We start from the raw sequence: 25,110 nt of genomic DNA on the forward strand, positions 1-25,110 counted from the left end.
GCACAGCTTTGCGTGCTTTGCGTATCCCGATAGCTATCGGGATTGCGAACTTTGCGGTTAAATAAGCAGTTAGCAAAAAAAAATCAGGTATAGTATGTTATTACTATCCTGATTTATATAATTCTTCTATGGTTAATTCTAATTCTCTAGTTTCAAATAATTACCATCAAAACTAATTACGACCTTTTCAAATTGGCCGAGTACATCTTGACCAATATTCCCATAGTTTACTTCGCCATAAACGCCGTAATCCTTTGGGGCAATTTCCATCTTTGGAAGCTGAATTGTTTTATTACCGAGTGATATTGGCTGATCTTTTAAAACCAAAACTTCAGTCGAAACAACTTCTGCACCAGCGCTAGATGATTTTGTCGTTTCTAAAGTGCCTATAGAATCAAGATCGGTTTTGAATGTTTCGTAAAATGCTTTATTAAACAAACTTACTTTTGCGCCACTGTCAAAATTAAATGGTAGGATTTTGCTTTTATACTTCAGCATTACAATCGCTCTGAGTTCGTCTACAAACAAGTTTTTTTCGTTTGTACCTGATTCTGATTCTTTAGAAAACGTCAATTTATCTTTTTCAAAAGTAATTGTTCCTAACTCTTTTATTATCGGAAAACCAATAATTCCGTTAATCACATACGCTCCATCTGCAAAAGTAAAAGCCTTATCAGGATATACTAAAAACACCGCATTATGAATTTTCAATTCTCCTAAATTAATCTCCGACGCGACACCAATACGCACTTTATTTTTCTGCCCTGTAAAACTCTCCACCGAAATATTATTGTCTGGAAGAATTTTAACTCCCATTTTTTTAGCTATGCTTTCTGTAATACAGCTAATTCCTGCTCCAGTATCAAAAACAAAATGAGACACCGTGTCTTTTACTTTAACCTCTGTTGTAATCAAACCCGCTTTGTCTTTTACGGTGGCAACAGTAATTTTAGTAAACTTATCTATAGATTGTGGCCTAATACCTCTAAGCGTCTTCCAAATTTGCTGTGTATTTATTTCATCCTGAAGTTCTTCTTTGGTAAAACAGTTGCTGAAATTTCATCGTCAAAATTTTAGAAGCCATATAAGCCGAATTATAACTAAAGAGTTTGATGTAATTATCATCTTTTAGCTTTGTAAATTCATAACTATTTATAAGTTCGTTATTTTTCAGACTGTCCAAATACTGATTTGACAGCTTTGGTTTATTGCACACATTGGCATATAATCCTTTATAGAAATAATAATCTTTACCCTTTTCCTTGCTGTTAAGACTATCCATTTTAGCAAACTGATGCTGTTTACTCAGCTGTTTTAAAATAGAATCTGATTTCGTCTGCCCTAATACTATTTGTACCGCAAATAAAAGCCCCAATAAAAGTTTGTTAGAATTCATCTATCTGATTTTTTGAATGTTAAATATAAGGAAAATCGGAAAAAAATTGAAGTTCAAAATTCCGATTATTTGTTTTGGAATTTGAGTTTTCAAAAATTAAAATTTCAAAAAAAAATCAGGATTAGCATTATACCGCCGTCCTGATTTTCTGAATTAAAATTAACCTTCACTTTTATCTTCTTCCTCTAAAGCCGCCTCCGCCGCCTCTGAAACCACCGCCGCCGAAGCCGCCTCCATTAAAACCGCCGCCGCCTCTTTGGATGTTTTGGAAATTTCTAGTTTGCATTTCACCGCGATCTCTTGACATAGCCGAACGATCAAGATCGTTTGTAATGTCAGGACGTCCAGGTTCTCCAAGCGGTTTATTTGGCTGTCCGAGTGTTTGATTTGCTTTAGGGAAATTATCTTTCTGAATACCGTCTCCCATTCGGGTTTCGCCTCCTAGATTTTGACCCGCTTTTGGCAAATTATCGCGCTGAATTCTTTCGCCTGCACCATTTGCCCCAAGTCCTTCATTAGGTCTATCACGTTGAATCCTTTCTCCCGCTCCATTTGCACCAAGTCCTTGATTAGCTCTATTCTGAATCCCTTCACCCGCTTTTTTAGATGAACCCAAAGTTCCCGCTTGCGTCCAGCCACCGTTTCCGTTATTATAATGGCTCCAGTTTCCGTTGGCATCTCTTTTATAAACATGTCCATCGTGACCAGCATAGAGATTATTATTGGTATGAATCGTAGTTCCTCCGCCTCTTCTGTGTGTAATTACACCTTTATTTCCTCCCGAAGTTTCATAACCAATCGCCGTTCCGCGTCGTGTAGTGATATGTCCTGTCTGCGCCCACTGATTGCCGTTTGTCGCAGCCGAATGTCCCCATTGCGCATACGCATTATGTCCTTGATTGGTTCTCGCATAATTTCCCGTCCACGGATTATATGTGCTTGCAGCTGTACGCCCGCCATACCAACCTTGCACACTTGCAGAACGACCGTATCTTCCTGTTGCAGGATTATACCAAGCCGAAGTTCCAGCTGCACCATAAGGTCCGTAAACGCGTCTTCCTGCGGCATAACCTCCTGTCCACGGATTGTAAACCGCTCCACCTCCATACGCATAAGGCCACGGACGATAAATAGGATACAGTCCGCCGTAATACATATAAGGCGGATAATACCATCCCGTACCATACGTCAATATAGCGCCAAATGTTGCACCAATAATAAAAGCACCCAAATAACCCGCTGTTGCGCTACTTTCTACCGTTGTATCGGTTGTGGTTTGCGTTACATACGTAACATTATACACTGGCGAACTTGGCGGAATTGTATAAATTTCTTGCGGAACAGAATCGCAGGTTTTCCAAGGTCCGTTTGGACTAGTCGACATAAACCAAACCGCCTGAAAACACAAATAATACAAATCGCCTACTTTTATAATCTTCTCCTGCGTATTGCTTGCATATTGCATTTTCGTTCCATCAATAGGTTTAAATTGAGGCGTTCCGCCATCATACGATACTTTTACTTTTGCCTCAGCATCCGATTTCTTTAAAATAGCCGTTGTCGGAACTTGCGATAACATCACGGCATCATTGGCTTCCTGAGTTCCAGGCACAGACGACAATACATTGGCACGCGGAGAATCTTTCGGAATTTTAGCAAAATCAGCTGGAAGGCTATTACTGGCATAACTCCACGGTCCAGTTAATTCTTTAGACTTAAACCATCTTCCAGACAATAATACATAATACTGTCCTTTGTTTTCGTCGGCAAAAACATCATTTTCGGTGTTATCAATGTATAACAATTTCGTTCCTGGAATTTTAACGAATTTCGGACTTCCGTTTATCGCAATCAATTCTGCAGGTTTATTGCTGTAGAAAACTTCAGGAGCTGCACCAGAAGACGGAGGCGGAATCATTTTCTTAACATCATCAAAATTCTGACCCGAAGGCAGATTACTTAAACCCGAAGGCAATTGGGTTGTTTTGGTCCATTTGCCCGCGACATTTTTCGAAGTCAGCCAGATGTTTTCCACCAGTAAATAATAATCTTTTGTGGTTTTATCAAAAAACAAATCCCAATTGGTATTTACCACATATTGAATATCCGTTTTTTCTACAGGCACCAAAACCGGTTCGCCTTGCACAATAAGCAAAATCGACGGATTTGTGCTGTAAAAAATCGCAGGAGGATCGTTTTTAGCCACAATTCCCTTTGGCGGACTTTTGGTATGACTTAAATCTGCCAAAATACGATCTACCGAAATAGGATCTCCGCTCTGAGGCAACGTTTCTTTAAACAGCTTTTCCATTTCAGGAACTTTCTTTTTGTCAAGAGCAGGAAAACGCACATCGGTTACCTGAAGATTTTTTATAAAAGCGCTTCGGTTGTCTTTGTCCACCAAAGTTTCCGCTTTCAAAGAAGCCACACCCAGAACCTGTTTTCCGTCTTTTGGAGTCAGCGAAAAAGCCACTCGAGCAGTAATTTCTTTAAAATCTTTCCAGTCGTCTACCTGAGGCTGATAATAAACCAGTTTTGTTCCGTTATTTTCGGCTTCGCGAGGCCAGCCACGATCTGCAATTAATGTCGAGTCGGCAGTTTCAGACTTTCCAGTTTCAGAACTTGACTGCTCCGTATTTTTATCTTTTTTGCAGGAGAACAAAATTGCACTCAAACAAACTCCAAATATTAGAAAAGCATTTCTCATAAATTTAAAAGTTAGATTATTCATTGAAAATTTATTTTCTCGATCGTCGTATAAAATTCTTTCCTATAAAATTAAATTCACCGCATAAATAAAACTAAAAATCAGCCGTTTACTTTGTTTCACATTATAATTTGAAACCAAATAAGTACCTAAATGATCTTTCTTTTCTAGAACCAAGATTTTAATCTGAACCCATAAATTGAGCTAAAATGAAGCATTGATGTTAATTAGGAGCTATTTCCTGCTATCCGCTATATCTTTTGTGGCGAACCCCGCCACAAAAGGATGCCGCTACTATCAGGGCTAGGGCACTCATTTTCAAAAGGAAGTTTTGGAGAAATTATTATTTAAGAATTGTATTACTTTTTACAGTATTAAACCAACTTCTTTTTTGATATATTTGCAGTCCTAAAAGTAAAGTTATGATCTCAGAAAAAAAGTTTGCCCATGTGGTATGGTGGCGGTATTGGAAACAACCGCAACGCTCACTTTACAGCGTAGGACACCTAAGCCACGTGGGTTTTATATTTCCTTAAAGTAAAGTTATGAGTACCAAAACCCTTTCAAAAGAAGCCGAAATCGGTCTAATGAATTTCTTCAACGACAGAATTGACCCACTCGATATGGCGAGAGCCATAAGACAGGTAAATTTAACCCTCGCATTGGGCGTTCTAAACGATCAAGAAAACATTCAGTTAAACAGCTGCCAAACTTGGAGACAGCTTCTATTGGCTCAATGAACTAGCCGAAATTTTAGATCCTTATCTGGATTTGGAGTAAAGGTTTATTCTTTTTTGAAAAATTAAAACCCTTGGTCTTGTAGAAAGATTGAGGGTTTTGTTTTTTCCTTGGTTTTAAAAAAACTTTTGTAAATACATATTGTTGGAGTTTATTTTTTTTAATATTTATCAAAGTAGATTAAAGAATTATTACAGTTTTTTATTAAAAAAATGATACTTTAGCAATTGAAGAACCTTCCAAAATATTAATCGTTTTCTAATTAGGACTCTTACTTTTATAATATTCTACTTTTATAAATATTTAAAATATAGAATTTTGTAAAGTGATGTTCCAGATACTTTGCAAAAAGAATTACACATAATAAAAATAGTTATGGATAAGTACAATAAAATCATTAAAGAATTAATTCAATTTAGAAATGACAGAGACTGGGAACAATTTCATGACTCAAAAAATTTAGCTTTAGCTATTTCACTTGAAGCGACTGAATTAAATGAACTTTTTTTATGGAAAAAAGATAACGAAGTAGAAAACATAAATAAAGATCGCTTAAAAGAAGAAATAGCCGATATACTTTCATATACTTTTTTGCTTGCTGAAAAACACAATTTGGATGTCTTTGATATTGTTTCAGAGAAGATAGAAAAGAATGCTCAAAAATATCCTGTTGATAAAGCTAAAGGAACAGCAAAGAAATATAATGAACTATGAATTTATCATTTGAACTGTCCATTGAAATTTCTGAGCAATATGATTTTAATAAAAATTCTTTATCAAAAATAAGCCAAAATCCATGGGTAAAAAACCAATGGCCGCTAGTCTATTTCATTCAAAATCAAACATTACGTATTGCTTATGTAGGTGAATCAACCAATGCATACAATAGAATTCAAAATCATCTTAGTAATTCAAAAAAATCTAATGTTCTAAATAAAATTTCGATCATTGGAAGTGATAAATTCAATAAATCTGCAACTTTAGATATTGAATCAAATTTGATACAATATATTACTTCTGAAGGTACTTATCAACTTCAAAATGGAAATTACGGATTAATTAATCACAATTACTACCAGAAAGATTTATACAAAGATCTTTTCAAAGAAATATGGAATAAACTTATTGAAAAGAAAATTGTTAGTAAATCTCTTAGTGAAATTGAAAATTCTGAACTTTTTAAATATTCACCATACAAATCATTAAATGAAGATCAATACAATTCTGTTTTAGAAATTTTAAATGGTCTATGTTTAAAAGAGACCAATAGAATTTTTATTAAAGGCAGCGCAGGAACTGGTAAAACTATTCTTGCCACGTATCTAATAAAACTTTTGCATTCTGATGTTTCAGAAGATTTCGAAGAATATAACGATGATGAATTAAGAGAAATAAGCTATATAAGATCTTTTCAATCAAAATACCCGAACGCCAAAATCGGTTTAGTAATTGCAATGACTTCTTTAAGAGAGTCATTAAAAAATGTTTTTAGAAAAGTCCCTGGCTTAAAACCGTCGATGATTATTAATCCTTCGGAGACATTTAATCTAAATGAAAAATATGATTTGTTAATTGTAGATGAGGCACATCGATTGAGGCAATACAAGAATATTGGTTGGATGGGGGCTTTTAAAAAAAATAATCTAAAATTAGGATTAGATGATTCAGGAAATGAATTAGACTGGATATTAAATAACAGTAAAAATCAAGTTTTCTTTTACGATTCTGCTCAATCTGTAAAACCTTCTGATATTGATGAAAATCATTTTACTAAGCTTTTGAACGATGAAAAAACTCTAAATCTTACATTGACTTCACAAATGAGAGTTAAGGGAGGAAATAATTATATTTCTTTCGTTGACGAATTACTTCATAACAAAAGGAAAGAAACAGAATTCTTTCAAATTGAAAATTATGAATTAATACATTTCGATTCATTAAATGATTTGTATAATGAACTCAAAATAAAAGAGGAAAGTCATGGTTTATGTAGATTGGTAGCCGGATACGCATGGCCATGGCAATCAAAAATTGATAAAAATGCTATAGATATTGAAATAGATGGCTTACAATTTCAATGGAATCAAACTGAAAAAGATTGGGTAAACTCACAAAATGCTTTTCAGGAAGTTGGCTCTATACATACTGTTCAAGGGTATGACTTGAATTATACAGGAATTATCTTTGGAAGAGAGATAGATTATGATACAGATACAAGAGAAATAGTTGTTGATGCCAAAATGTATTTCGATAAATATGGTAAAAATGGAATAAATAATTTAGAAGATTTAAAGGTTTACATTATCAATATTTATAAAACGATAATGTATAGAGGAATTAAAGGAACCTTTGTTTATGCTTGTAATGAAAATCTACGTAATTATTTAAAAAACAACATTGAAACTTTTAAATATAAAATTCCTTTTAGAATACTACCTTTTTCAGAAGTGAAACCATATGTTAATTCTGTTCCTTTAGTTGATGTTACCGCTGCCGCAGGTAGTTTCAGTGATTTACAAATACATTCAGATTTCGAATGGGTTGAATTGCCTTTTAAAATTGCTTGCAAAGGAAGGTTATTTTGTATGTAAAATTGAAGGCGAATCTATGAATAAAAAAATTCCAAACCATTCATATTGTTTATTTAAAAGGGATTATGGTGGTTCACGAAATGGGAAAATAGTATTAGTAGAAAGTGCAAACATTCAAGATGCTGATTTTGGTGCTGGCTATACTGTAAAAGAATATCACAGTAAAAAAAATATTGAAAATAATCAATGGAGTCATCAAGAAATTATTTTAAAACCTCTTTCTTATCATCCTAACTATAAAGACATCCACTTAAGTAATGATGAATTAGTAAACTTAAAAGTTATCGGAATCTTTGAATGTATTCTGTAAATGAAATGCAACTTTATAGACTAGTTTCAGTATCTAAGCAAAAGCAATTTGTGAAATAAAGCCATCATTTAACATTGGATGCAGATACTTTTCTACCAGCATCTATTAAAATAATATTTGGCGATTTATTTAGTTTCAATTCTTTCAATATTGCTACAACTTTATTGTACTCTATTATATCAAAATATAATATAACTTTTATTGATTTATTTGTATTGTTAGCTTTCTCGTAAACTTCCACTTGGTTTTCAAGATTCTGTTTTAACTTAGAATTAGAAGCTAATTTAAACTCAATAAGGGTTTTATCCTTTGATCCTTTTGAAACAGCGTAGTCAACAGGACCACGACCATTATTAGTTTCTCTATTAACATCAAAATCAGAAGCAAACCATGTGAGTCTATAAATAATTTGTAAATCTTCTTCTCTTTTAATTGGAACTCCACCGATATAAAAAAGTCTATAACCATCATTGTCTTCAATAACTTTTTTTAAATATACTATCCTATCTAAAGCTTCAGCATAAGAGCTTTTTGCTGGAATTTTATAAAACTTCGTATTTGATAATAATTCTACAAAATTTTGAACTTGACTTATAAATAAGGTTTCTACTTCTTCTACCTTTGATTCTGAAATACTTTTAGCTCCTTCTTTATTCTCTTCCTTAATTTTAATATAATATTTTATAATTTCAGGAAATTGCTTGATTGTTTTATGAATCGCTGTCGAAATTTCTTTTTGAGAATTTTTTTATTCTCTTCAACTTTAGGTAAAACTTGAAAATAATAATTAAAAACTTCGTGTCTCAATTGTTCATTTGGTATCCCTGTAAGTATTCCTGTAAAATTTCCTCGTAAGTCTTTACTATTTATCCAGTTATCATCTTTTGTTAGTAAATCTCGTGGCGTTAGCATAACATAATCTCCATAAATATATGGTAAAGTATATTCTTTAGGCATCCATCTTTCAAACTTATAATCAAAAAACACTTTTTCAACATAAACTTTACGTAAAAATTTAGTTTCAATATTTTCCAATGAAAATTTTTCAGTGTATTCTAACAAAAATTGTTTAATTAAATTTGTTGTAAAATCACTAATATTATCTTTTCCAACTCCTATTTCAAACAATCCCGCTTTTTCAAGGTGAGAAGTCTGATTTACCACTTCTTTACCTAAATCATCAAAAACAATATGTATAGATGAAGAAAAAGCATCACCAAATTTTTTACCTAATCCACTTCCTTTATTGCCAACTTTACTATACCCAAACCAATTTTGTTTAACCTCAGGAAATAAATACCATGATTGCACTTGATGCTTTCTATTTCTTCCCGTTTCTGCTTTTCCTTTTAAAAAAGTTAAATACTTAATTATATCATCATGCAAATTTTGATATTCCTTTTTCTTATTTCCAAATAACAAAAATGGATCAATAAAAAGAGGCAAATCATTTATTAAAGAAATATTAAATGCACCATAGTTTTCTAATGTTTCTACTTCAACATTAAAAAAATCTGTAAAGTATATTTTCATAACCTTAAATTTTTACTGTTACTATTTAAAACAAAGATTATTTTTCCCCGTAAATTTAATTTATGGAAATCCGTAATGCATTAAATTATAATGCAATAGCAATTTTATAAAATAAAAACAAATAAGTTAACAAGTAGTTATACGTGTTTTTATCTTTTTTCAGCATTAGTCTTTTTTAAGGTATTTTTAATTTCAAAATATTAAAATCAATTAAAATAGAAAATGAACCTACATTTTCTGCAAGCTCATTTTTCATTTTAAATCAAACAACAATAATTCACCCCAAACTCATCCCACCATCCATAATAACATCAGCACCAGTCATAAACACCGCAGCCTCACTACTCAAATGCGAAACCATTTTAGCCACATCTTCTGCCCTTCCCATTTGTTTTAGCGGGACTTTTTCTACTACGACATCCATAATGCCTTTTACGGTGGTTTCGTCTAGACCTATTTTGTTCATGACTTCGGTTTGAGTTGGTCCTGGGCTAACCGAATTGACACGAATCTTTCTTGGCGCTAATTCTAAAGCAGCCGATCTCATAAACGAATTCAAAGCCGTTTTGCTCGCCGAATAAACCGAAGATCCTGGACCTGGCATACTCGCAGTATTCGAAGAAAGAAATACCACCGAAGCGCCATCTTTCAAAATCGGAATAAATTTGCTTAAAGTGAAAAAAGCACCTTTTAGATTTACATTCATAATATTGTCGTACAATTCTTCTGTAGTTTGTTCAATTGTTCCTAAACCCGCGATTCCTGCATTGATGAACAAAATATCAACCGAACCGAAATCGGCTTTTACCTGAGTAGCTAGTTTTTCAATATCAGAAATATTCGATTGGTCTGCTGTAATGGCTGTAACGCCTAGTTCTAAAGCTGCCGTTTCTATCGCCTCTTTTCTTCTTCCTGTAATAATTACTTCTGCCCCCTGATCTTTTAATAATTGCGCTGTAGCATATCCTATCCCACTATTTCCACCTGTTATGACTGCTACTTTATTTTTTAAATTGTCCATTTTAGATGTGTTTAAAATTAATGAGACAAAGGTAAACTCAAAACGGTATCACTTTGTAACCAGTATCACAGAGTATACCAGAAGTACATTTTAACATTAAAATAGTATTGAAAAATAAGTTTTAGCAAAAAGTCTCATTTTTATGTTAAATATTGAATTCGTATTCTTTACTTTTTTGGTTAAAATACTTCGATTTCTTTAGTTTTTTCAATCAATTTTCTTAATTTATTTTTAAAACTTCATTAAACGGCTGTTAAATCTTAATTAGAATTCATTGAAAATTCTGCAGAAAAAGGTATATTTGAGTAATACAGAAATTTATTATCGTGCAAGAAAAAACAAAATCACATAGTTTTATATTTCCAAAAACTCCTACTGGAGTTGACGGATTAGACGAGATTACAGAAGGAGGATTTCCGCAAGGACGACCAAACTTTAATCTGCGGTGGTGCGGGATGCGGTAAGACTTTATTGTCTATGCAGTTCCTTATAAAAGGAATTACAGAGCATAACGAACCAGGAGTTTTCATGTCTTTTGAAGAACCTTCAGACGACTTGACTCTAAATGTTAAATCATTAGGCTTTGACCTTGAACAGCTTAAAAAAGATAAAAAGCTTGTTGTAGATCATGTTCGCGTTGAAAGATCAGAAATTGAGGAAGCGGGCGAATACGATCTTGACGGCCTATTTATTCGTTTAGGACATGCTATCGATTCTATAAAAGCCACTCGTGTTGTATTGGACACCATCGAATCGCTGTTTTCTGGTCTGGACAATCAGGCCATTTTACGGGCAGAATTACGAAGATTATTCCATTGGCTTAAAACCAAAGGCGTAACTGCCGTTATTACGGGAGAACGCGGCGAGGCTACGCTAACCCGTCAAGGTCTGGAAGAATACGTTTCAGACTGCGTAATTGTTCTCGATCACCGTGTAATTGAACAGGTTTCGACTAGAAGACTTCGAATTGTAAAATACAGAGGTTCAACACATGGAACCAATGAATATCCGTTTTTAATTGACGAAGACGGAATTTCAGTTCTTCCCATTACTTCTCTAAAATTAGATAACGAAGTTTCCTCAGACATTATTTCTACAGGTGTTCCTGGACTAAATGAAATGTTTCATGGCGGCGGTTTCTACAGAGGAAGCAATATTTTGGTTTCGGGAACTGCAGGAACGGCTAAAACGACAGTTGCCTGTTATTTTGCTAATGAACAATGTGAAAAGAACGAAAGAACCATTTATTTCGCTTTTGAGGAATCACCGCATCAATTGGTGCGCAACATGAAATCAATCGGAATTGATCTGGAAAAACACATCAAAAAAGGCATTTTGCAAATACATTCTTCTCGTCCGTCATTAAATGGTTTAGAGCTGCATTTGCTTACGCTTAGAAAACTAATCAAAGAGTTTCAGCCTACTACCATTATTATTGACCCGATCAGCAATCTTATTTCGGTAGGAAGCGAACACGAAGTGCGCTCCATGCTCGTTCGATTGATTGATATGCTGAAAGCCAATAATATTACGGCTATGTTTACGTCGTTAAACAAACAGACCGATAATTTTAGACCTGATCTGGCAGAAGAATCGGTTTCTTCATTGGTAGATACCTGGATTACGGTTCGTGATATGGAAGGAATTGGCGAAAGAAACCGCGGTATTTTTATTATTAAAGCGCGCGGAATGGGACATTCTAACCAAGTAAGAGAATTTGTCATAACGAGTAATGGAATCGAATTGCTAGATGTTGAATTAGGTCCACAGGGAATTTTGACGGGAGCGGCAAGACAATCCTATCAATTCAAAAAAACCATGTCGGATATTAAGCTTCAAAACGAAATTAGCCGAAAAGACAGGGAAATTGAGCGTAAACGTAAAGTCCTTGAGGCGAATATTGAAGCATTGAGAACAGAATTTGAATCGGCTGAAGAAGAACTAAGCATCCTTAAAGCAACAGAAGAATTGCAGGAAAAACTATCTTCTAAGAAAAAATAAATAAAATGAAAAAAGAAGTAGCCGAATGGCAATTATTGCTTTATATAGCAGGGCAAACTCCAAAATCGATCAAGGCGCTTGAGAACATAAAAAAGTACGCAGAAGAGCATTTGAAAGGAAAATACAGCATCGAGATTATCGATTTGCTGAAGAATCCGCAATTGGCAGAAGGCGACCAGATTTTGGCCGTACCTACTTTGGTGCGTAAATTTCCCGAGCCTATTCGTAAAATTATAGGTGACCTTTCTAATGAAGAAAGAGTGCTTGTAGGACTTAACATCAAACCTATAAACTCTTAATCATGGAAGATTCATCTGATGGCACTAGTACAACCAAACATAAGTTTACACTTTTTGTTTCAGGTATGTCTGTTAAATCAGGACATGCAATCGAAAATATACGCAAAATCTGCGACACACATCTCACCAACAATTATGAATTAGAAATTGTTGATATCAGCCGTGATAAAGAACAGGCTGTGATTCATCAAATTGTAGCCATTCCTACCTTGATCAAAACACAGCCAGAACCTAAAAGAATCATTTTAGGAGATTTATCAGATAAAGAAAAAGTATTATACATACTTAATATAAGCGAATAGTTTGAAGGAAGATAAAAAAAATATAGCCGATTTATTAGCAGAAATTGAATCATTGAAGGAAGAGCTTTATGAATCAAACAGTATTGTTAATGCGATAAAACAGGGAGATGTAGATGCGCTTGTGGTAAGCAGTAATGGAGTTCCGGAACTATATTCTCTAGAAACTGCCGATTATACGTATCGTCTTCTTATAGAGAAATTTGGTCAGGGCGCGCTGAGTATTTCAAGAAATGGATTGATACTCTACTGCAATGAGCAATTTTCAAAATTAGTCGGTCTTCCATCAGAAAAAATAACAGGAACGTACATTTATGAGTATTTTACAAACCAAACACAGTTTGTTTCTCTTATAGAAGCACTGAGATATGGAATTACTAAACATGAAATACTTTTAAAATCGGAGAATGAAAAGACTTTTCCAGCTTATATTGCTTTAACCGATCTGGAACCCGCTGTAGAAGCCATTGGCGTTGTAATTACCGATTTGACCGAAAAGAAAAAGCATGAAGAAGCTTTAATTCGCCATCAGAAAGAATTAGAAGAAAAAATAAACGAACTGAATAAAATCAATCGTAATCTAGAGGAATTTATTCATGTGATCTCGCACGATTTAAAAGAACCGCTACGGAAAATCGTAATGAATACCAGCAGAATTGACGGAAGCTATTTTAAAGAAGCCGATACAAAAGCTGTAAATGTCATGAAATTATCGGCTCTAAGATTAAATTCGCTTGTAGATGATTTAGTGCAGTATTCTTCGCATACCGCACAGGAAGAACGAACAGAAATAGATTTAAGAACCATAATTTCGGAAGTTATTGAGGATTTTGAAATTATAATTTCTGATAAAAAAGCCGTTATCAAAACGGGAAAAGTTCCCATTATTAAGGCTTCTCGAGTGCAGATGAGACAGCTTTTTCTAACCTTATTTCAAACGCCATTAAATATAGCAAAACAGATATCGCTCCTGTAATAGAAATTTCGCAGGAAGAAAATTTAGATACTGAAATACCAAATCAAAATGCTAAATTTGTAAAGGTTCAGATAAAAGACAACGGTATTGGAATGGAAGAAAGCCATTTGCTTAAAATATTTGTCATTTTTCAGCGCCTGCATGCCAGAAACGAATATTCAGGAAACGGTATTGGCCTCGCGATCTGTAAAAAGATTATGGAAAACCATTCTGGAAATATTACCGTTGAAAGCACATTGAACAAAGGCACAACATTTAACCTTTACTTCCCAATCTTATAAAATGCCAGAAAAATATAATTTACATATCGTAATTGCTGAAGATGACATGGATGATGCAGATGTTATTACAGAAACTTTTACCAATAATCCAAATTTTAGCAAAGTCAGTCTGGTTGCCAATGGCGAGGAACTACTTAATTACCTAAAAAACGATCAGAACGAAAATCCCGACGTTATTCTTACCGATATCAATATGCCTATTATTGACGGTATTGAAGCTTTGCAAGAAATTCTTAGCAACGATGAATTAAAAAATATTCCGTGTTTTGTTTATTCCACAAGCATTAATCCTTCTTACAAAGAAAAATGCGACGATATGGGTGTAAAAGCCTACTTAATTAAACCCTATTCTTTTGAAGCTTTCGCTGAAATTCCGAAAACTATTTTAAGTATTATTGAAGCTTAAATTTCTCGTTTAATCTTAAACTTTTTCTTCATTATTTTAGATTTATGGTATAACTTTGTAACCAGTAAATTTTCTAAACTAATGCTGTTTTGTTATGGAAAGAAATCAGAAAGAAGAAGTACAAGCGCTTCAGGACACGTTGCATGTTTTGGGCGGAAAATGGCGTTTGCCGATCATCAATTCGATCTGCAACGGAAATCATCGTTTCAGAGAAATCGAACGCAGTATTCCAGGAATTACGACACGCATGCTTTCTAGAGAGCTCAAAGAAATGGAGATCAATATGCTGATCAAAAGAACCGAAGATCGCGATGCCGAAATTCAAGTCAAATACGAATCGACGCCGTATTGCAAATCTTTTGGTCCTGTAATCGAAGAAATGATCAAATGGGGAAAATCGCATCGAAAGGAGATTATTCGAAATTCTTAAAATATTCTCTCGCAGATTTTGCAGATTTCGTAAATTATACAAATTAAAAAAATCTGCTTTATCAGCTGAATCTGCGAGAGAAAAAATAGAGAAACGCTAAAATTATTTAAACACGAAGTCAACTTTGACAAAGTTTAGACAATCGCAACGAAAGGGGATTATTCGAAATTCTTAAAATATTCTCCCGCAGATTTTGCAGATTTTGCAGATTATACAAATTAAAAAAATCTGCTTTATCAGCTGAATTTGCGAGAGAAAAAATAGAGAAACGCTAAAATTATTTGAAACACGAAGTCAACTTTGACAAAGTTTAGACAATCGCATCGAAAGGAGATTATTCGAAATTCTTAAAATATTCTCTCGCAGATTTTGCAGATTATACAAATTAAAAAAATCTGCTTTATCAGTTGAATCTGCGAGAGAAAAAATAGAGAATCGCTAAAATTGTTTGAAACACGAAGTCAACTTTGACAAAGTTTAGACAATCGCATTGAAAGGAGATTATCCGAAATTCTTAAAATATTCTCTCGCAGATTTTGCAGATTTCACAGATTATACAAATTAAAAAAATCTGCTTTATCAGCTGAATCTGCGAGAGAAAAAATAGAGAAACGCTAAAATTGTTTAAACACGAAGCCAACTTTGTCAAAGTTCGAAACTTTGACAAAGTTTAGACAATTTAGAAAATCGCAACGAAAGAAATCATTCAAAATTCTTAAATAAAGCTGTAATTTTATTTAGTCAAAAATCTGTTTTTTGAGTCGAAATATGTTCAAATAAACTTAAAAAGTGCTTAAAACTGCCTTTTTTTATCATTTTTAGTTATAAAAGTTCTATCTTACAAAAAAGCAAATGCCTGCTCTTTTGTCCTATTATTCTAAAAACTATAAAAAATGAAACAATTATTACAGTGGACCATTATAATTCCGATTCTGTCATGGGCGCTCCTATTTAGCGGACTTATAGAAAACAGCACTATTTTTCAAATCGTTGCAAGTATTCTGCTTATTCTAAGTGTGATGTCGGCTGTACATCATTCAGAAATTATTGCCGAACGTGTTGGAGAGCCTTACGGAACTATTATTTTGGCTATTTCAATCACTGTAATTGAAGTTTCTATTATTGTTTCTTTAATGCTTTCAGAAGGTTCAGAAGCCGCTTCTTTGGCCAGAGATACGGTTTATGCTCGCAACTATGCTTATCTTAAATGGAATTATAGGTTTGTGTCTTCTTATTGGAAGCATCAAACATTACGAACAGAATTTCTCTCCTTCTTCGGTAACCATTGGTTTGGTTTCGCTAATTTCGATTATTGTATTTACTTTAGTGTTTCCAACATTTACAGAAAGTGTCCACGGTTCTTATTATTCAACCCCTCAACTCATTTTTGCTTCGATTGCCTGTCTGATTATTTACGGTTCTTTTTTGTTTGCACAAACCAAAGGATATCGCCAATATTTTCTAACCAATACTACAAACGAAGACGAATCTAAAACACATCCAATTGAAATTAATAATAAAACATTTTACACTAGCCTATTTTTTTTATTGGTGAGTTTAGGAATTGTTGTCTTACTAGCCAAAACCCTCTCACCTACTATTGAAACTATTATTATAAGTCACAATCTTCCAAAATCTTTGGTTGGGGTTATAATCGCCATCATCATTTTATTGCCAGAAGCGATCGCAGCGATAATTGTCGCCAAAAAGAACAGATTGCAAACGAGTTTAAACCTAGCTTTAGGTTCTGCACTTGCCAGTATTGGTTTAACTATTCCAACTGTTGCGCTCGTTTGTATCTTATTGGGAATTCCTATTGTTTTAGGGCTTGATATTAAATCTATTGTTCTTTTGGCACTGTCTGTTTTTACGGTAATGCTTTCTCTTAGCAAAGGAAAATCGAATATCGTTTACGGTGTTGTGCTTTTAGTAAATTTGTTTGCTTATATGTTTTTGATGATTTATCCTTAAGCTTTCTAATTAATTTTAGATGCTTAAATGTATACTCGGATTCGATTCCTGGCGACTCTAAACTGTAAAATTAATATTTACAGGCTTTTTTTATCATTTTTTAAAACAGTGTCAATCCAAAACTCCATCCAATCCATCCGAGAATGTCTTTGTTATTATTGTTGATTATAGTATAGCGTTTGGTACGATCCTGAACAAATGTAGAAGTGTTTGCATTACCGTATTTATCTTGTTTCTCAGACCAATAAAAATTTAAAGAAGGTCCTGCAGATATTGCTACACCTTTACACAATTGAAAAGAAAAAGAGGAATCAAATTTAGATAAGGAATTATAAATGTCCCAATTTCCTAAATATAGATACTGCGTGCTAAATTCGGGATTAAAAGTGAAGCGTTTCCCTAACGGAATGTTCTTTCCTAGTCCAATTCCGAAAGAAAACAGTTTTTCTTCATCGGTTCTATCGCTTCTTCCCGCCATTAAAATGGTATACATTTTATGATCTCCTGTTTTTACGGCAAGATTTATATCTGAAATTTCGTTGCTCGTTATGCTGATTTTTTTATAACCGCCTTTTTTAAAGTTTAATAAACCAAAACTATAACCAGAGGGTGAATCTGTAATGTTGACCAATCCAAATTGGACTCCATGTAATTCTTTGGCATAATTAAAAAGACCTGTAATTTGAGCACCTCGCACGGTATCTTTTCCAATATTGTAAATTCCCGAAAGCTGTAATCCGTTTTGCGAACCCTTTACTGTATTACCAATTCCTGCAATTTGAAGTCCTTTAGAATCTTTATATACATTGTTATAGATACCGCCCATTTGCAAACCGACTTGTGAACCTTTCACACTATTATGAATACCACTTACTTGCAATCCTCTTAAATTGCCAAAAACATTATTATAGATTCCCGCTAACTGAACTCCGTTTACAGATCCTCCAACGGTATTAAATATTCCGGCTATTTGAAGCGCATCCACATTCATACGATTAATGTTGTAAAGCCCTGCCATTTCAAGTCCGCGAACTCCAGCATTATAACCTCCTAATATATTTAGCGAAAAATTATTGACAATCTGCGTATTCAGCATTCCTCGAGTGCTGATACTCGGAATTAAAGAAGCCTGCAAAGGAACCTTAGAAATAAATCCTCCTAGATTGAGCGCTTGTATTTTTTGTTTGGAAGAAATAAAGAAACGGCCAATTCCTGATCTTTCAATTTCAGAGAAATCTCCATCAATATAATCTGTTTTATTTTTTTTGTCCCCCATCTGAATTTTAATTTCAGAAAGAAATACCATCGTTACCGTTTTATAATTCTCCTTAACCGCTGTAAGTTCTATAGCTTGAGGTGCATTTTTTAATCGAAGTTCAAAAAAACCATCTTTATTGGTTAAGGTAGACACTAGTGCATTCTTCTCTAATACACTCACATTTTGAATACGATTATTGGTTTGTGTATCTACAATATAACCAATTACAATTTGCTGTCCGTCACTCATAACAGTGTTTTTTTCTAACACAAGAGCAAGTTCTAAAGGCGCATAACGAACAATAACAAATCCTGGCGATTCTTTAAATTCATATTTAGCACCTAGTAACTGATCCAGAACTCCTTTTATAGTAGTATTATCAGCATCAATGCTAACGATACTATCTTTTACCGCCAGTTTGCCATAATAAGCAAATCTAAAACTTCCTTTTTCTTCCATTAAGTCCAAAACATTGCTTAATGGCTTCTTGTCTGCATGAACAGATATTTCGTTTTCTAATATTGACTGAGCATTTACCTTAAAAAAGACACTTGAAATGATCAAGAAAATGACTCTAAAAACAAGCTTTGTGTTACTTGGCATATAAAACGGGAACTAATAATTTATTGGATTAAATTTTGGATTCAATGATTGGGTTTTCAAAAATACCTTAATTCCTATATTTTCAATAAACATTTTTATAATTTTTTATTCCTTTTTTCTTACTAACATGAAGCTGCTTCTAATATAAAGTGTCTGCAAATGACATTACCAGTATTATAACGATTTAGTTGGAAAACAGGAATAATAAGCGTAATTTTTACACATAAAAAGTATCACAATAAAGACCAAAAGTGAACTATTTTACACCTCCTTTTTCAGCATTTTTGCCTAACTTAGCGGTCTGCATTTTGAATGTAAAAAAATTAAAATAACCATTGTTTTTCTGCAAAACATTGAACTAAAAAACATTACTGTGCTTTTTCGTGCTTTTTTCTGCAAAAAACAGCTTTCTAATAATTTAGTTAATTGAAAACTATGAACAAATTTGATTTTGGAATTGTAGGACTTGGTGTAATGGGCCGTAACCTACTTTTAAATATCGCTAGCCACAACTTCGCGGCTGCAGGTTTAGACTTAGATACCGAAAAAGTCAACTCACTTCAACAAGAAGCTGCTCCTGATCATACTATCGAAGCGACTACAGATGTAAAGCATTTTGTAGAACTTATTCAACAGCCAAGAGCGATTATGCTATTGGTTCCTGCGGGAAAACCAGTTGACAGCGCAATTGCTAGTTTACTTCCTCATTTAGATAAAGGAGATATCATAATCGATGGTGGAAACACTTATTTTACTGATACTGACAGAAGATTTATTGAATTGTCTGAAAAAGGAATCCACTTCTTTGGGATGGGAATTTCGGGCGGTGAAAAAGGTGCTCGTTTCGGTCCTGCAATGATGCCAGGAGGAGATCAGAAAGCTTATGAAAGATTACGTCCTATTTTTGAAGCAATTGCAGCAAAAGTAGATGGCGAACCTTGCGTGGAATATTTAGGAAATGGTTCTGCTGGAAACTACGTAAAAATGGTGCACAACGGAATCGAATACGGAATCATGCAGTTGATTTCTGAGATTTATGACTTAATGAAAAGAGGTTATAACTTGGACGACGAAACGATTCAGAAAACTTTTGCTGAATGGAATCAAACTGATGATTTAAGATCGTATTTGATTGAAATTACTGGAAATATCTTAAAACAAAAAGATGAAGACGGAACGCAATTAATCAACAAAATCTCGGATTGGGCAAGATCTAAAGGAACAGGGAAATGGACATCGCAAAATGCAATGGATTTACAAGTTCCAGTTCCGACAATTGACGCGGCAGTGAACATGCGCGATATGTCTAAAACCAAACCAGAAAGAATTGAAGCGGCTAAGAAATTAGTTTGGAACGCTGATGAAACAAATGTTTCTCAAAACGAAGCAATTGCTTCTTTAAAATCGGCTTTATTCTTTTCTATCGTTGTGACTTATGCGCAAGGTTTAGCTCAGCTTCACACAGCTTCTAAAGAATATAACTACGGATTAAATTTAGAAACAGTTGCTAAAATCTGGCGTGGCGGATGTATCATTCGTGCGACAATTTTAGAAGATTTCAGAAAAGCATATGTTGCCAAAACAGATTTGCCAAATTTACTTTTAGATAGCGGAATCGCTTCAAAATTAGTAGAAAACCAATCAGGAATGAGAGCGGTTATTCAATTTGCAGTTCAAAAAGGATTACCAGTTTCAGGATTAATGAATTCATTGGCTTATTTTGATGCTTACCGTTCTGCTAATCTTCCGACCAATTTAATTCAGGCACAACGTGATTATTTTGGAGCGCATACTTACGAGCGTATCGATAAAGAAGGCGTTTTCCATACTCAATGGGCTGAGTAAATAATTAAAGCAACACAACTACACCACACAATGACTAAAAATAAACTAAAGAATCCGACAATTATAGTAATTTTTGGAGGAACTGGAGATCTAGCGAAGAGAAAGCTATTCCCCGCTTTTCAAAATCTGTACCTTGACGGACGCATGTCTGAAAAGTTTCAGATTATTGCTCTTGGAAGAGCTGAAAAAACCAATGAAGATTTTCGCGCTTATGTAGCAGAAAATCTAAATCTATTCTCAAGAAGAAAAGGAATTGATGACCCAGAAACAGAAAAATTTCTTTCTCACATCACTTACCACAGTCTTGATATTGACAAAGAAGAATCGTATATCGGATTGAACGAAAAAATAAACAATTTTGACTTGGCTTTTGGCGAACGAGCTAATCGTCTTTTCTATCTTTCGATTACGCCTTCTTTCATTTCGACAATTTCGAGCAATATCAAGAAAATTGGTCTGGCGGCAAATCCAAAACAAGATCGTATTATAATTGAAAAACCTTTTGGTTACGATAAAGCTTCTGCAATTGAGTTGAATGAAATGCTTTCACAGACTTTCAAAGAAGAGCAGATTTACAGAATCGATCATTATTTAGGAAAAGAAACGGTTCAGAATATTTTAGCTTTCCGTTTTGGAAACTCAATGTTTGAGCCTTTATGGAGCCGTAATTTTATTGATTTCGTGCAAATTACCGTTGCAGAAGAAGTGGGCGTTGAAGAACGCGGCGGATTCTACGAAGGTGTTGGCGCACTTAAAGATATGATTCAAAACCACTTGCTTCAGATTTTATGTATGACAGCTATGGAAGCTCCTGCTTCTTTAAATGCTGATGACATTCGTAATCGTAAAGCAGATGTCTTAAAATCGATTCGCCGAATCAAACCAGACGAAGTTGATCATTATATTGTAAGAGGCCAATACGATGCTGGAGAAATAAAAGGTGTTCCAGTTCCAGGTTACCGTCAAGACAAAGGCATTGCGCCAGATTCTAATACAGAGACTTATGTAGCAATGAAAATTTATTTGGACAACTGGAGATGGCAAGGAATTCCGTTCTATTTACGTTCAGGAAAAAGAATGGAAGAAAAACAATCTTCGATCATCATTCAGTTTAAACCCGTTCCGCATTCTTCATTTTCTTATGGAAAAGAAGGCATGACACCAAATAGACTGATTATCAATATTCAACCTTCAATGGACATTAAACTGCAATTTATGACAAAAAAACCAGGTTTATCAATGTCTTTAAGACCTGCTGAAATGGTTTTCGATTATTTTGCTTGCTCAACAATGTCGCCAGAAGCATACGAAACGTTGATTGCAGATGCATTACTAGGAGATCCTACTCTATTTATGCGTTGGGATCAAGTGGAAGAAGCTTGGGACGCAATTGATACGATTCAGCAAGTTTGGAAAACAACTGCTCCAAAGAATTTCCCAAATTACAAAGCGGGAAGCTGGGGACCTGAAGAAGCTGATGAATTGTTGGCGCGCCAAGGCCACAAATGGATTCCGAATACACAAACAAAAGAAGAAGTTTTAAATGATACAGATTTATAATAACACAGAAGAAATTAATACTACAGCAGCAGATCTTTTTGTAGAATCGGCTCAAAAAGCAATTGCGGCAAAAGGCAAGTTTACAGCTGTACTTACAGGAGGTTCTTCTCCTGCTGGGATTTACAAATTATTAGCTTCTGATGCTTACAAAAACAAAATAGACTGGAGTAAAGTTTATATTTTTTGGGGTGACGAAAGATGGGTTCCGCTTAACGATGATTTGAGCAATGCTAAAATGTCTTACTCCACTTTATTGAGCCACGTTCCTATTCCGCAAGAAAACATTTTTGAAATGTACAAAGATGGCGTTACACCAGAAGAATATGCAGCTGAATACGAAAAATCTATCAGAACAGTTTTAGGCGAAGAAGGTAAATTTGACTTGATTCTCTTAGGAATGGGAGACGACGGACATACGGCTTCTCTTTTCCCTGGTGAAGCGGTTCTAGAAGAGCAAACTAAATGGGTTGATGCTTATTATTTAGCTCCACAAAAAATGTATAGAATTACGCTTACTGCTCCACTAATCAATAAAGCAGAAAAAATTGTGGTTGTGGCTTTTGGAGAAAAGAAAGTTCACGCTTTGAAAGAAGTTACAACTGGCGAATACAATCCAACATTATATCCAATGCAATTGATTAAACCAGTTTCTGGTGAATTATTGTTTTTGGTGGATAAAGTTGTTGCTGGAACAAACTAATAAAGTATTTATTTCCATAATAATTTAAGGTCTATGCTGAAAAGTGTAGACCTTATTTTTTGATTTTTTTCTCTCGCAGATCTTGCAGATTTGGCAGATATTATAATTAAAAAAATCTGCTGAATCTGCTAAATCTGCGGGAGAACTATATGCTCAAAGCAATTCAAAATTAATCACAAAGCACTGAAAAACAAATATTTACAAAAAACCTATTTCTTTTTTATTTAATTTTGCTTAATACTCTCCGTATCAAAACTATTATAATATAAGCATCATTTTTATTCTTTTGAGCTTTAACACTGATTATATAATTTCAAATCCATTTTGCAATGAAATATAATTACTTTCTAATTGCTGTTTTTTTCTTTTTATTTCCTGTAAAGAAAAAAACACCGAACCCAAATCAGTTAAAGTCAGCGCTTCGCAAGGATGTTATATTCCGAAGACGAACGATAAAGATTGGTACACTCAAAACCAAAAAGCGCCTAAGTTTAGAGGTCTTGATGGTGTGAATTTTAAAATTACAACCAATAATCCCGAAGCCCAGGAATACTTTAATCAGGGAATGATGTTGGCGTACGGATTCAATCATGCCGAAGCGAGCAAGATCATTTTATGAAGCTTCGCGTTTAGATCCGAATTGCGCCATGGCATATTGGGGATTTGCGTATGTTTTAGGTCCGAATTACAATGCGGGAATGGAAGAAGATAATTTTCAAAGGGCATATGATGCGGCTCAAAAGGCTAAACAACTCTCTTCCAACTGTACACCTCAAGAAATTGCCTTAATCGATGCACTAACTGTTAGATACGCCGCCAAACCTCCAACAGACAGAAAACCGCTTGATATTGTTTATGCTGAAGCTATGAAAAAAGTATATGCTAAATTCTCTTCTTATCCCGATATTGGCGCGCTTTACGCCGAATCTCAAATGAATCTCCATCCGTGGGATCTATATGAAAAAGGTACTGGAATACCTAAAAAATGGACTCCAGAAATACTCGCTGTTTTAAACGAATTGATCAAAAAAAATCCGAAGCATCCTGGCGCTCATCATTTTTTGGTTCATGCGGTTGAAGCTTCTGCACATCCAGAAAACGGACTTAAAAGTGCTAAATTACTAGAAACTTTAGTTCCAGGATCGGGACATTTAGTTCACATGCCATCTCATATTTACATTCGCACAGGAGATTATCATCAAGGCACACTTTCAAACATTGAAGCGGTTAAAATTGATAGTTTGTATACAACTGCCTGCCATGCACAAGGCGCTTATCCTCTCTCCTATTATCCACACAATTATCATTTTTTGGTGGCTACAGCGGCTTTAGAAGGAAATTCAAAATTGACTTGGGAATCGGCACAAATATTACAGCAGACTTATGTCTCCCAAAATCATGCGTGAAGCTGGCTGGGGAACTTTACAGCATTATTATAGCATTCCGTATTATATCGCTGTAAAATTTTCGATGTGGGATAAAATTATGGAGATTCCACAACCTGAAAAAGACCTTGTATATCCAAATGCGATTTGGCATTACGCAAGAGGAATGGCGTATCTCGGGAAAAATGATATTGCCAATGCCGAAAAACAGCTTGCTTCTCTGAACCAATTAGCCAAAGACAAAACCTTAAAAGAGGTTACCATTTGGAATATCAATACCACTTATGATCTTGTTCAGATTGCAACCAATGTGCTTTCAGCAGGAGTTGAAGCCAAAAAGAATAATTTGGATAAAGCAATTGTTCTTTTAAACCAAGCAATAACAATTGAAGACCAATTAAATTACAACGAACCACCAGATTGGTTTTTCTCCGTTAGACATTCTTTAGGAACAGTTTTACTGAAAGCTGGAAAATACGCCGAAGCTGAAAAAGTCTACAAACAAGATTTACAAACGCTTCCAAAAAACGGCTTCGCCTTAATCGGACTTTATAATGCTTTATCGTCACAGAAGAAAGAAAAAGAGGCTTTAAAAATCAAAACCTCTTTTGATGATGCTTGGCAATATGCTGATTTTGAGATTAAGGATTCTTCTAGTATTTTGGAATGATTTTTAATTTTAATGTTTTTATCATGAAAAATCAGGTCACTAGGTTTATCATTTATAAGGCAAAAAAATTGCATAAAGTCAGAGATATTTGCGTAGCTCTTTAATTCAAGTTTGGAAGTCTTTGCAGAGC

The 25,110-nt window shown here is 34.3% G+C and carries 23 protein-coding genes and 1 pseudogene; 18 read left to right on the plus strand and 6 right to left on the minus strand.

What is annotated here, in order from left to right:
* Positions 1 to 138 precede the first annotated feature (138 nt).
* The 3 genes from P5P87_RS05635 to P5P87_RS05645 form a co-directional block, all read right to left on the minus strand.
* Entirely contained in the window at positions 139 to 915 is a 777-nt protein-coding gene (locus tag P5P87_RS05635; protein WP_278021859.1) for a retropepsin-like aspartic protease, read from the minus strand.
* A 103-nt stretch (positions 916 to 1,018) separates the two neighbouring features.
* Positions 1,019 to 1,396 (minus strand): hypothetical protein, encoded by a 378-nt coding sequence (locus tag P5P87_RS05640; protein WP_278021860.1) that lies wholly within the window; start codon positions 1,394 to 1,396, stop codon positions 1,019 to 1,021.
* A gap of 172 nt (positions 1,397 to 1,568) precedes the next feature.
* Positions 1,569 to 4,103, minus strand: a complete 2,535-nt coding sequence (locus tag P5P87_RS05645; protein ID WP_278021861.1) for a dermokine domain-containing protein — start codon at positions 4,101 to 4,103, stop codon at positions 1,569 to 1,571.
* A 545-nt stretch (positions 4,104 to 4,648) separates the two neighbouring features.
* Between P5P87_RS05645 and P5P87_RS05650 the strand changes: the two are divergent.
* From P5P87_RS05650 to P5P87_RS05665, 4 genes and pseudogenes are all read left to right on the plus strand, one after another.
* Positions 4,649 to 4,883: pseudogene (locus tag P5P87_RS05650) on the plus strand (hypothetical protein).
* Positions 4,884 to 5,183: 300 nt separating this feature from the next.
* The gene (locus P5P87_RS05655) at positions 5,184 to 5,555 is read left to right on the plus strand and encodes a nucleotide pyrophosphohydrolase (protein WP_278021862.1); all 372 of its coding nucleotides are present in this window, start codon (positions 5,184 to 5,186) and stop codon (positions 5,553 to 5,555) included.
* Complete coding sequence (locus P5P87_RS05660; protein WP_278021863.1) at positions 5,552 to 7,432, plus strand: DUF2075 domain-containing protein; 1,881 nt, start codon at positions 5,552 to 5,554, stop codon at positions 7,430 to 7,432. The genes P5P87_RS05655 and P5P87_RS05660 overlap by 4 nt, the downstream gene beginning before the upstream one ends.
* Positions 7,401 to 7,742, plus strand: coding sequence for a S24 family peptidase (locus tag P5P87_RS05665; protein WP_278021864.1), 342 nt, complete (start codon positions 7,401 to 7,403; stop codon positions 7,740 to 7,742). The genes P5P87_RS05660 and P5P87_RS05665 overlap by 32 nt, the downstream gene beginning before the upstream one ends.
* 681 nt (positions 7,743 to 8,423) lie before the next feature.
* On the opposite strand, the gene P5P87_RS05670 is transcribed toward P5P87_RS05665, so the two are convergent.
* Entirely contained in the window at positions 8,424 to 9,275 is an 852-nt protein-coding gene (locus tag P5P87_RS05670) for a hypothetical protein (RefSeq protein WP_278021865.1), read from the minus strand.
* 277 nt (positions 9,276 to 9,552) lie between these two features.
* Positions 9,553 to 10,296 (minus strand): SDR family oxidoreductase, encoded by a 744-nt coding sequence (locus P5P87_RS05675; protein ID WP_278021866.1) that lies wholly within the window; start codon positions 10,294 to 10,296, stop codon positions 9,553 to 9,555.
* Positions 10,297 to 10,622: 326 nt separating this feature from the next.
* Here P5P87_RS05675 and P5P87_RS05680 point away from each other — a divergent pair, with 326 nt between their 5' ends.
* The 9 genes from P5P87_RS05680 (at position 10,623) to P5P87_RS05720 (ending at position 16,959) form a co-directional block, all read left to right on the plus strand.
* Complete coding sequence (locus P5P87_RS05680; protein WP_278021867.1) at positions 10,623 to 10,760, plus strand: hypothetical protein; 138 nt, start codon at positions 10,623 to 10,625, stop codon at positions 10,758 to 10,760.
* Between the two features lie 7 nt (positions 10,761 to 10,767).
* The gene (kaiC, locus tag P5P87_RS05685; RefSeq protein WP_278021868.1) at positions 10,768 to 12,297 is read left to right on the plus strand and encodes a circadian clock protein KaiC; all 1,530 of its coding nucleotides are present in this window, start codon (positions 10,768 to 10,770) and stop codon (positions 12,295 to 12,297) included.
* Positions 12,298 to 12,302: 5 nt separating this feature from the next.
* Positions 12,303 to 12,596: a circadian clock KaiB family protein gene (locus P5P87_RS05690; protein ID WP_095927489.1), complete on the plus strand. Its 294-nt coding sequence runs from the start codon at positions 12,303 to 12,305 to the stop codon at positions 12,594 to 12,596.
* A 2-nt stretch (positions 12,597 to 12,598) separates the two neighbouring features.
* Complete coding sequence (locus P5P87_RS05695) at positions 12,599 to 12,898, plus strand: circadian clock KaiB family protein (RefSeq protein WP_278021869.1); 300 nt, start codon at positions 12,599 to 12,601, stop codon at positions 12,896 to 12,898.
* Position 12,899: 1 nt separating this feature from the next.
* Entirely contained in the window at positions 12,900 to 13,871 is a 972-nt protein-coding gene (locus tag P5P87_RS05700; RefSeq protein WP_278021870.1) for a sensor histidine kinase, read from the plus strand.
* On the plus strand, positions 13,859 to 14,152 hold the full coding sequence (locus P5P87_RS05705) for a sensor histidine kinase (RefSeq protein WP_340696687.1): 294 nt from the start codon (positions 13,859 to 13,861) through the stop codon (positions 14,150 to 14,152). Before P5P87_RS05700 ends, P5P87_RS05705 begins: the two co-directional genes overlap by 13 nt.
* Position 14,153: 1 nt before the next feature.
* A complete protein-coding gene (locus tag P5P87_RS05710; protein WP_278021871.1) occupies positions 14,154 to 14,558 on the plus strand; it encodes a response regulator in 405 nt (134 codons plus the stop codon).
* Positions 14,559 to 14,652: 94 nt separating this feature from the next.
* Positions 14,653 to 14,988 (plus strand): winged helix-turn-helix transcriptional regulator, encoded by a 336-nt coding sequence (locus tag P5P87_RS05715; protein ID WP_248726574.1) that lies wholly within the window; start codon positions 14,653 to 14,655, stop codon positions 14,986 to 14,988.
* Positions 14,989 to 16,170: 1,182 nt separating this feature from the next.
* On the plus strand, positions 16,171 to 16,959 hold the full coding sequence (locus P5P87_RS05720; protein ID WP_340696658.1) for a calcium:cation antiporter: 789 nt from the start codon (positions 16,171 to 16,173) through the stop codon (positions 16,957 to 16,959).
* Positions 16,960 to 17,059: 100 nt separating this feature from the next.
* On the opposite strand, the gene P5P87_RS05725 is transcribed toward P5P87_RS05720, so the two are convergent.
* Positions 17,060 to 18,820: a hypothetical protein gene (locus tag P5P87_RS05725; RefSeq protein ID WP_278021872.1), complete on the minus strand. Its 1,761-nt coding sequence runs from the start codon at positions 18,818 to 18,820 to the stop codon at positions 17,060 to 17,062.
* A 435-nt stretch (positions 18,821 to 19,255) separates the two neighbouring features.
* Between P5P87_RS05725 and gndA the strand changes: the two genes are divergently transcribed.
* The 5 genes from gndA to P5P87_RS05750 all read left to right on the plus strand — a co-directional run bounded on the left by gndA (position 19,256) and on the right by P5P87_RS05750 (position 24,980).
* The gene (gene gndA, locus P5P87_RS05730; RefSeq protein WP_278021873.1) at positions 19,256 to 20,665 is read left to right on the plus strand and encodes an NADP-dependent phosphogluconate dehydrogenase; all 1,410 of its coding nucleotides are present in this window, start codon (positions 19,256 to 19,258) and stop codon (positions 20,663 to 20,665) included.
* Positions 20,666 to 20,695: 30 nt separating this feature from the next.
* A complete protein-coding gene (gene zwf / locus P5P87_RS05735) occupies positions 20,696 to 22,225 on the plus strand; it encodes a glucose-6-phosphate dehydrogenase (RefSeq protein ID WP_278021874.1) in 1,530 nt (509 codons plus the stop codon).
* Positions 22,209 to 22,925 (plus strand): 6-phosphogluconolactonase, encoded by a 717-nt coding sequence (gene pgl, locus P5P87_RS05740; RefSeq protein ID WP_278021875.1) that lies wholly within the window; start codon positions 22,209 to 22,211, stop codon positions 22,923 to 22,925. Before zwf ends, pgl begins: the two co-directional genes overlap by 17 nt.
* A 590-nt stretch (positions 22,926 to 23,515) precedes the next feature.
* Positions 23,516 to 24,331: a hypothetical protein gene (locus P5P87_RS05745; RefSeq protein ID WP_278021876.1), complete on the plus strand. Its 816-nt coding sequence runs from the start codon at positions 23,516 to 23,518 to the stop codon at positions 24,329 to 24,331.
* A complete protein-coding gene (locus tag P5P87_RS05750; RefSeq protein ID WP_278021877.1) occupies positions 24,324 to 24,980 on the plus strand; it encodes a tetratricopeptide repeat protein in 657 nt (218 codons plus the stop codon). The genes P5P87_RS05745 and P5P87_RS05750 overlap by 8 nt, the downstream gene beginning before the upstream one ends.
* Positions 24,981 to 25,110 lie beyond the last annotated feature (130 nt).

This window comes from Flavobacterium ginsengisoli, from assembly GCF_029625315.1.
In the GTDB taxonomy this organism is placed as follows: domain Bacteria; phylum Bacteroidota; class Bacteroidia; order Flavobacteriales; family Flavobacteriaceae; genus Flavobacterium; species Flavobacterium ginsengisoli.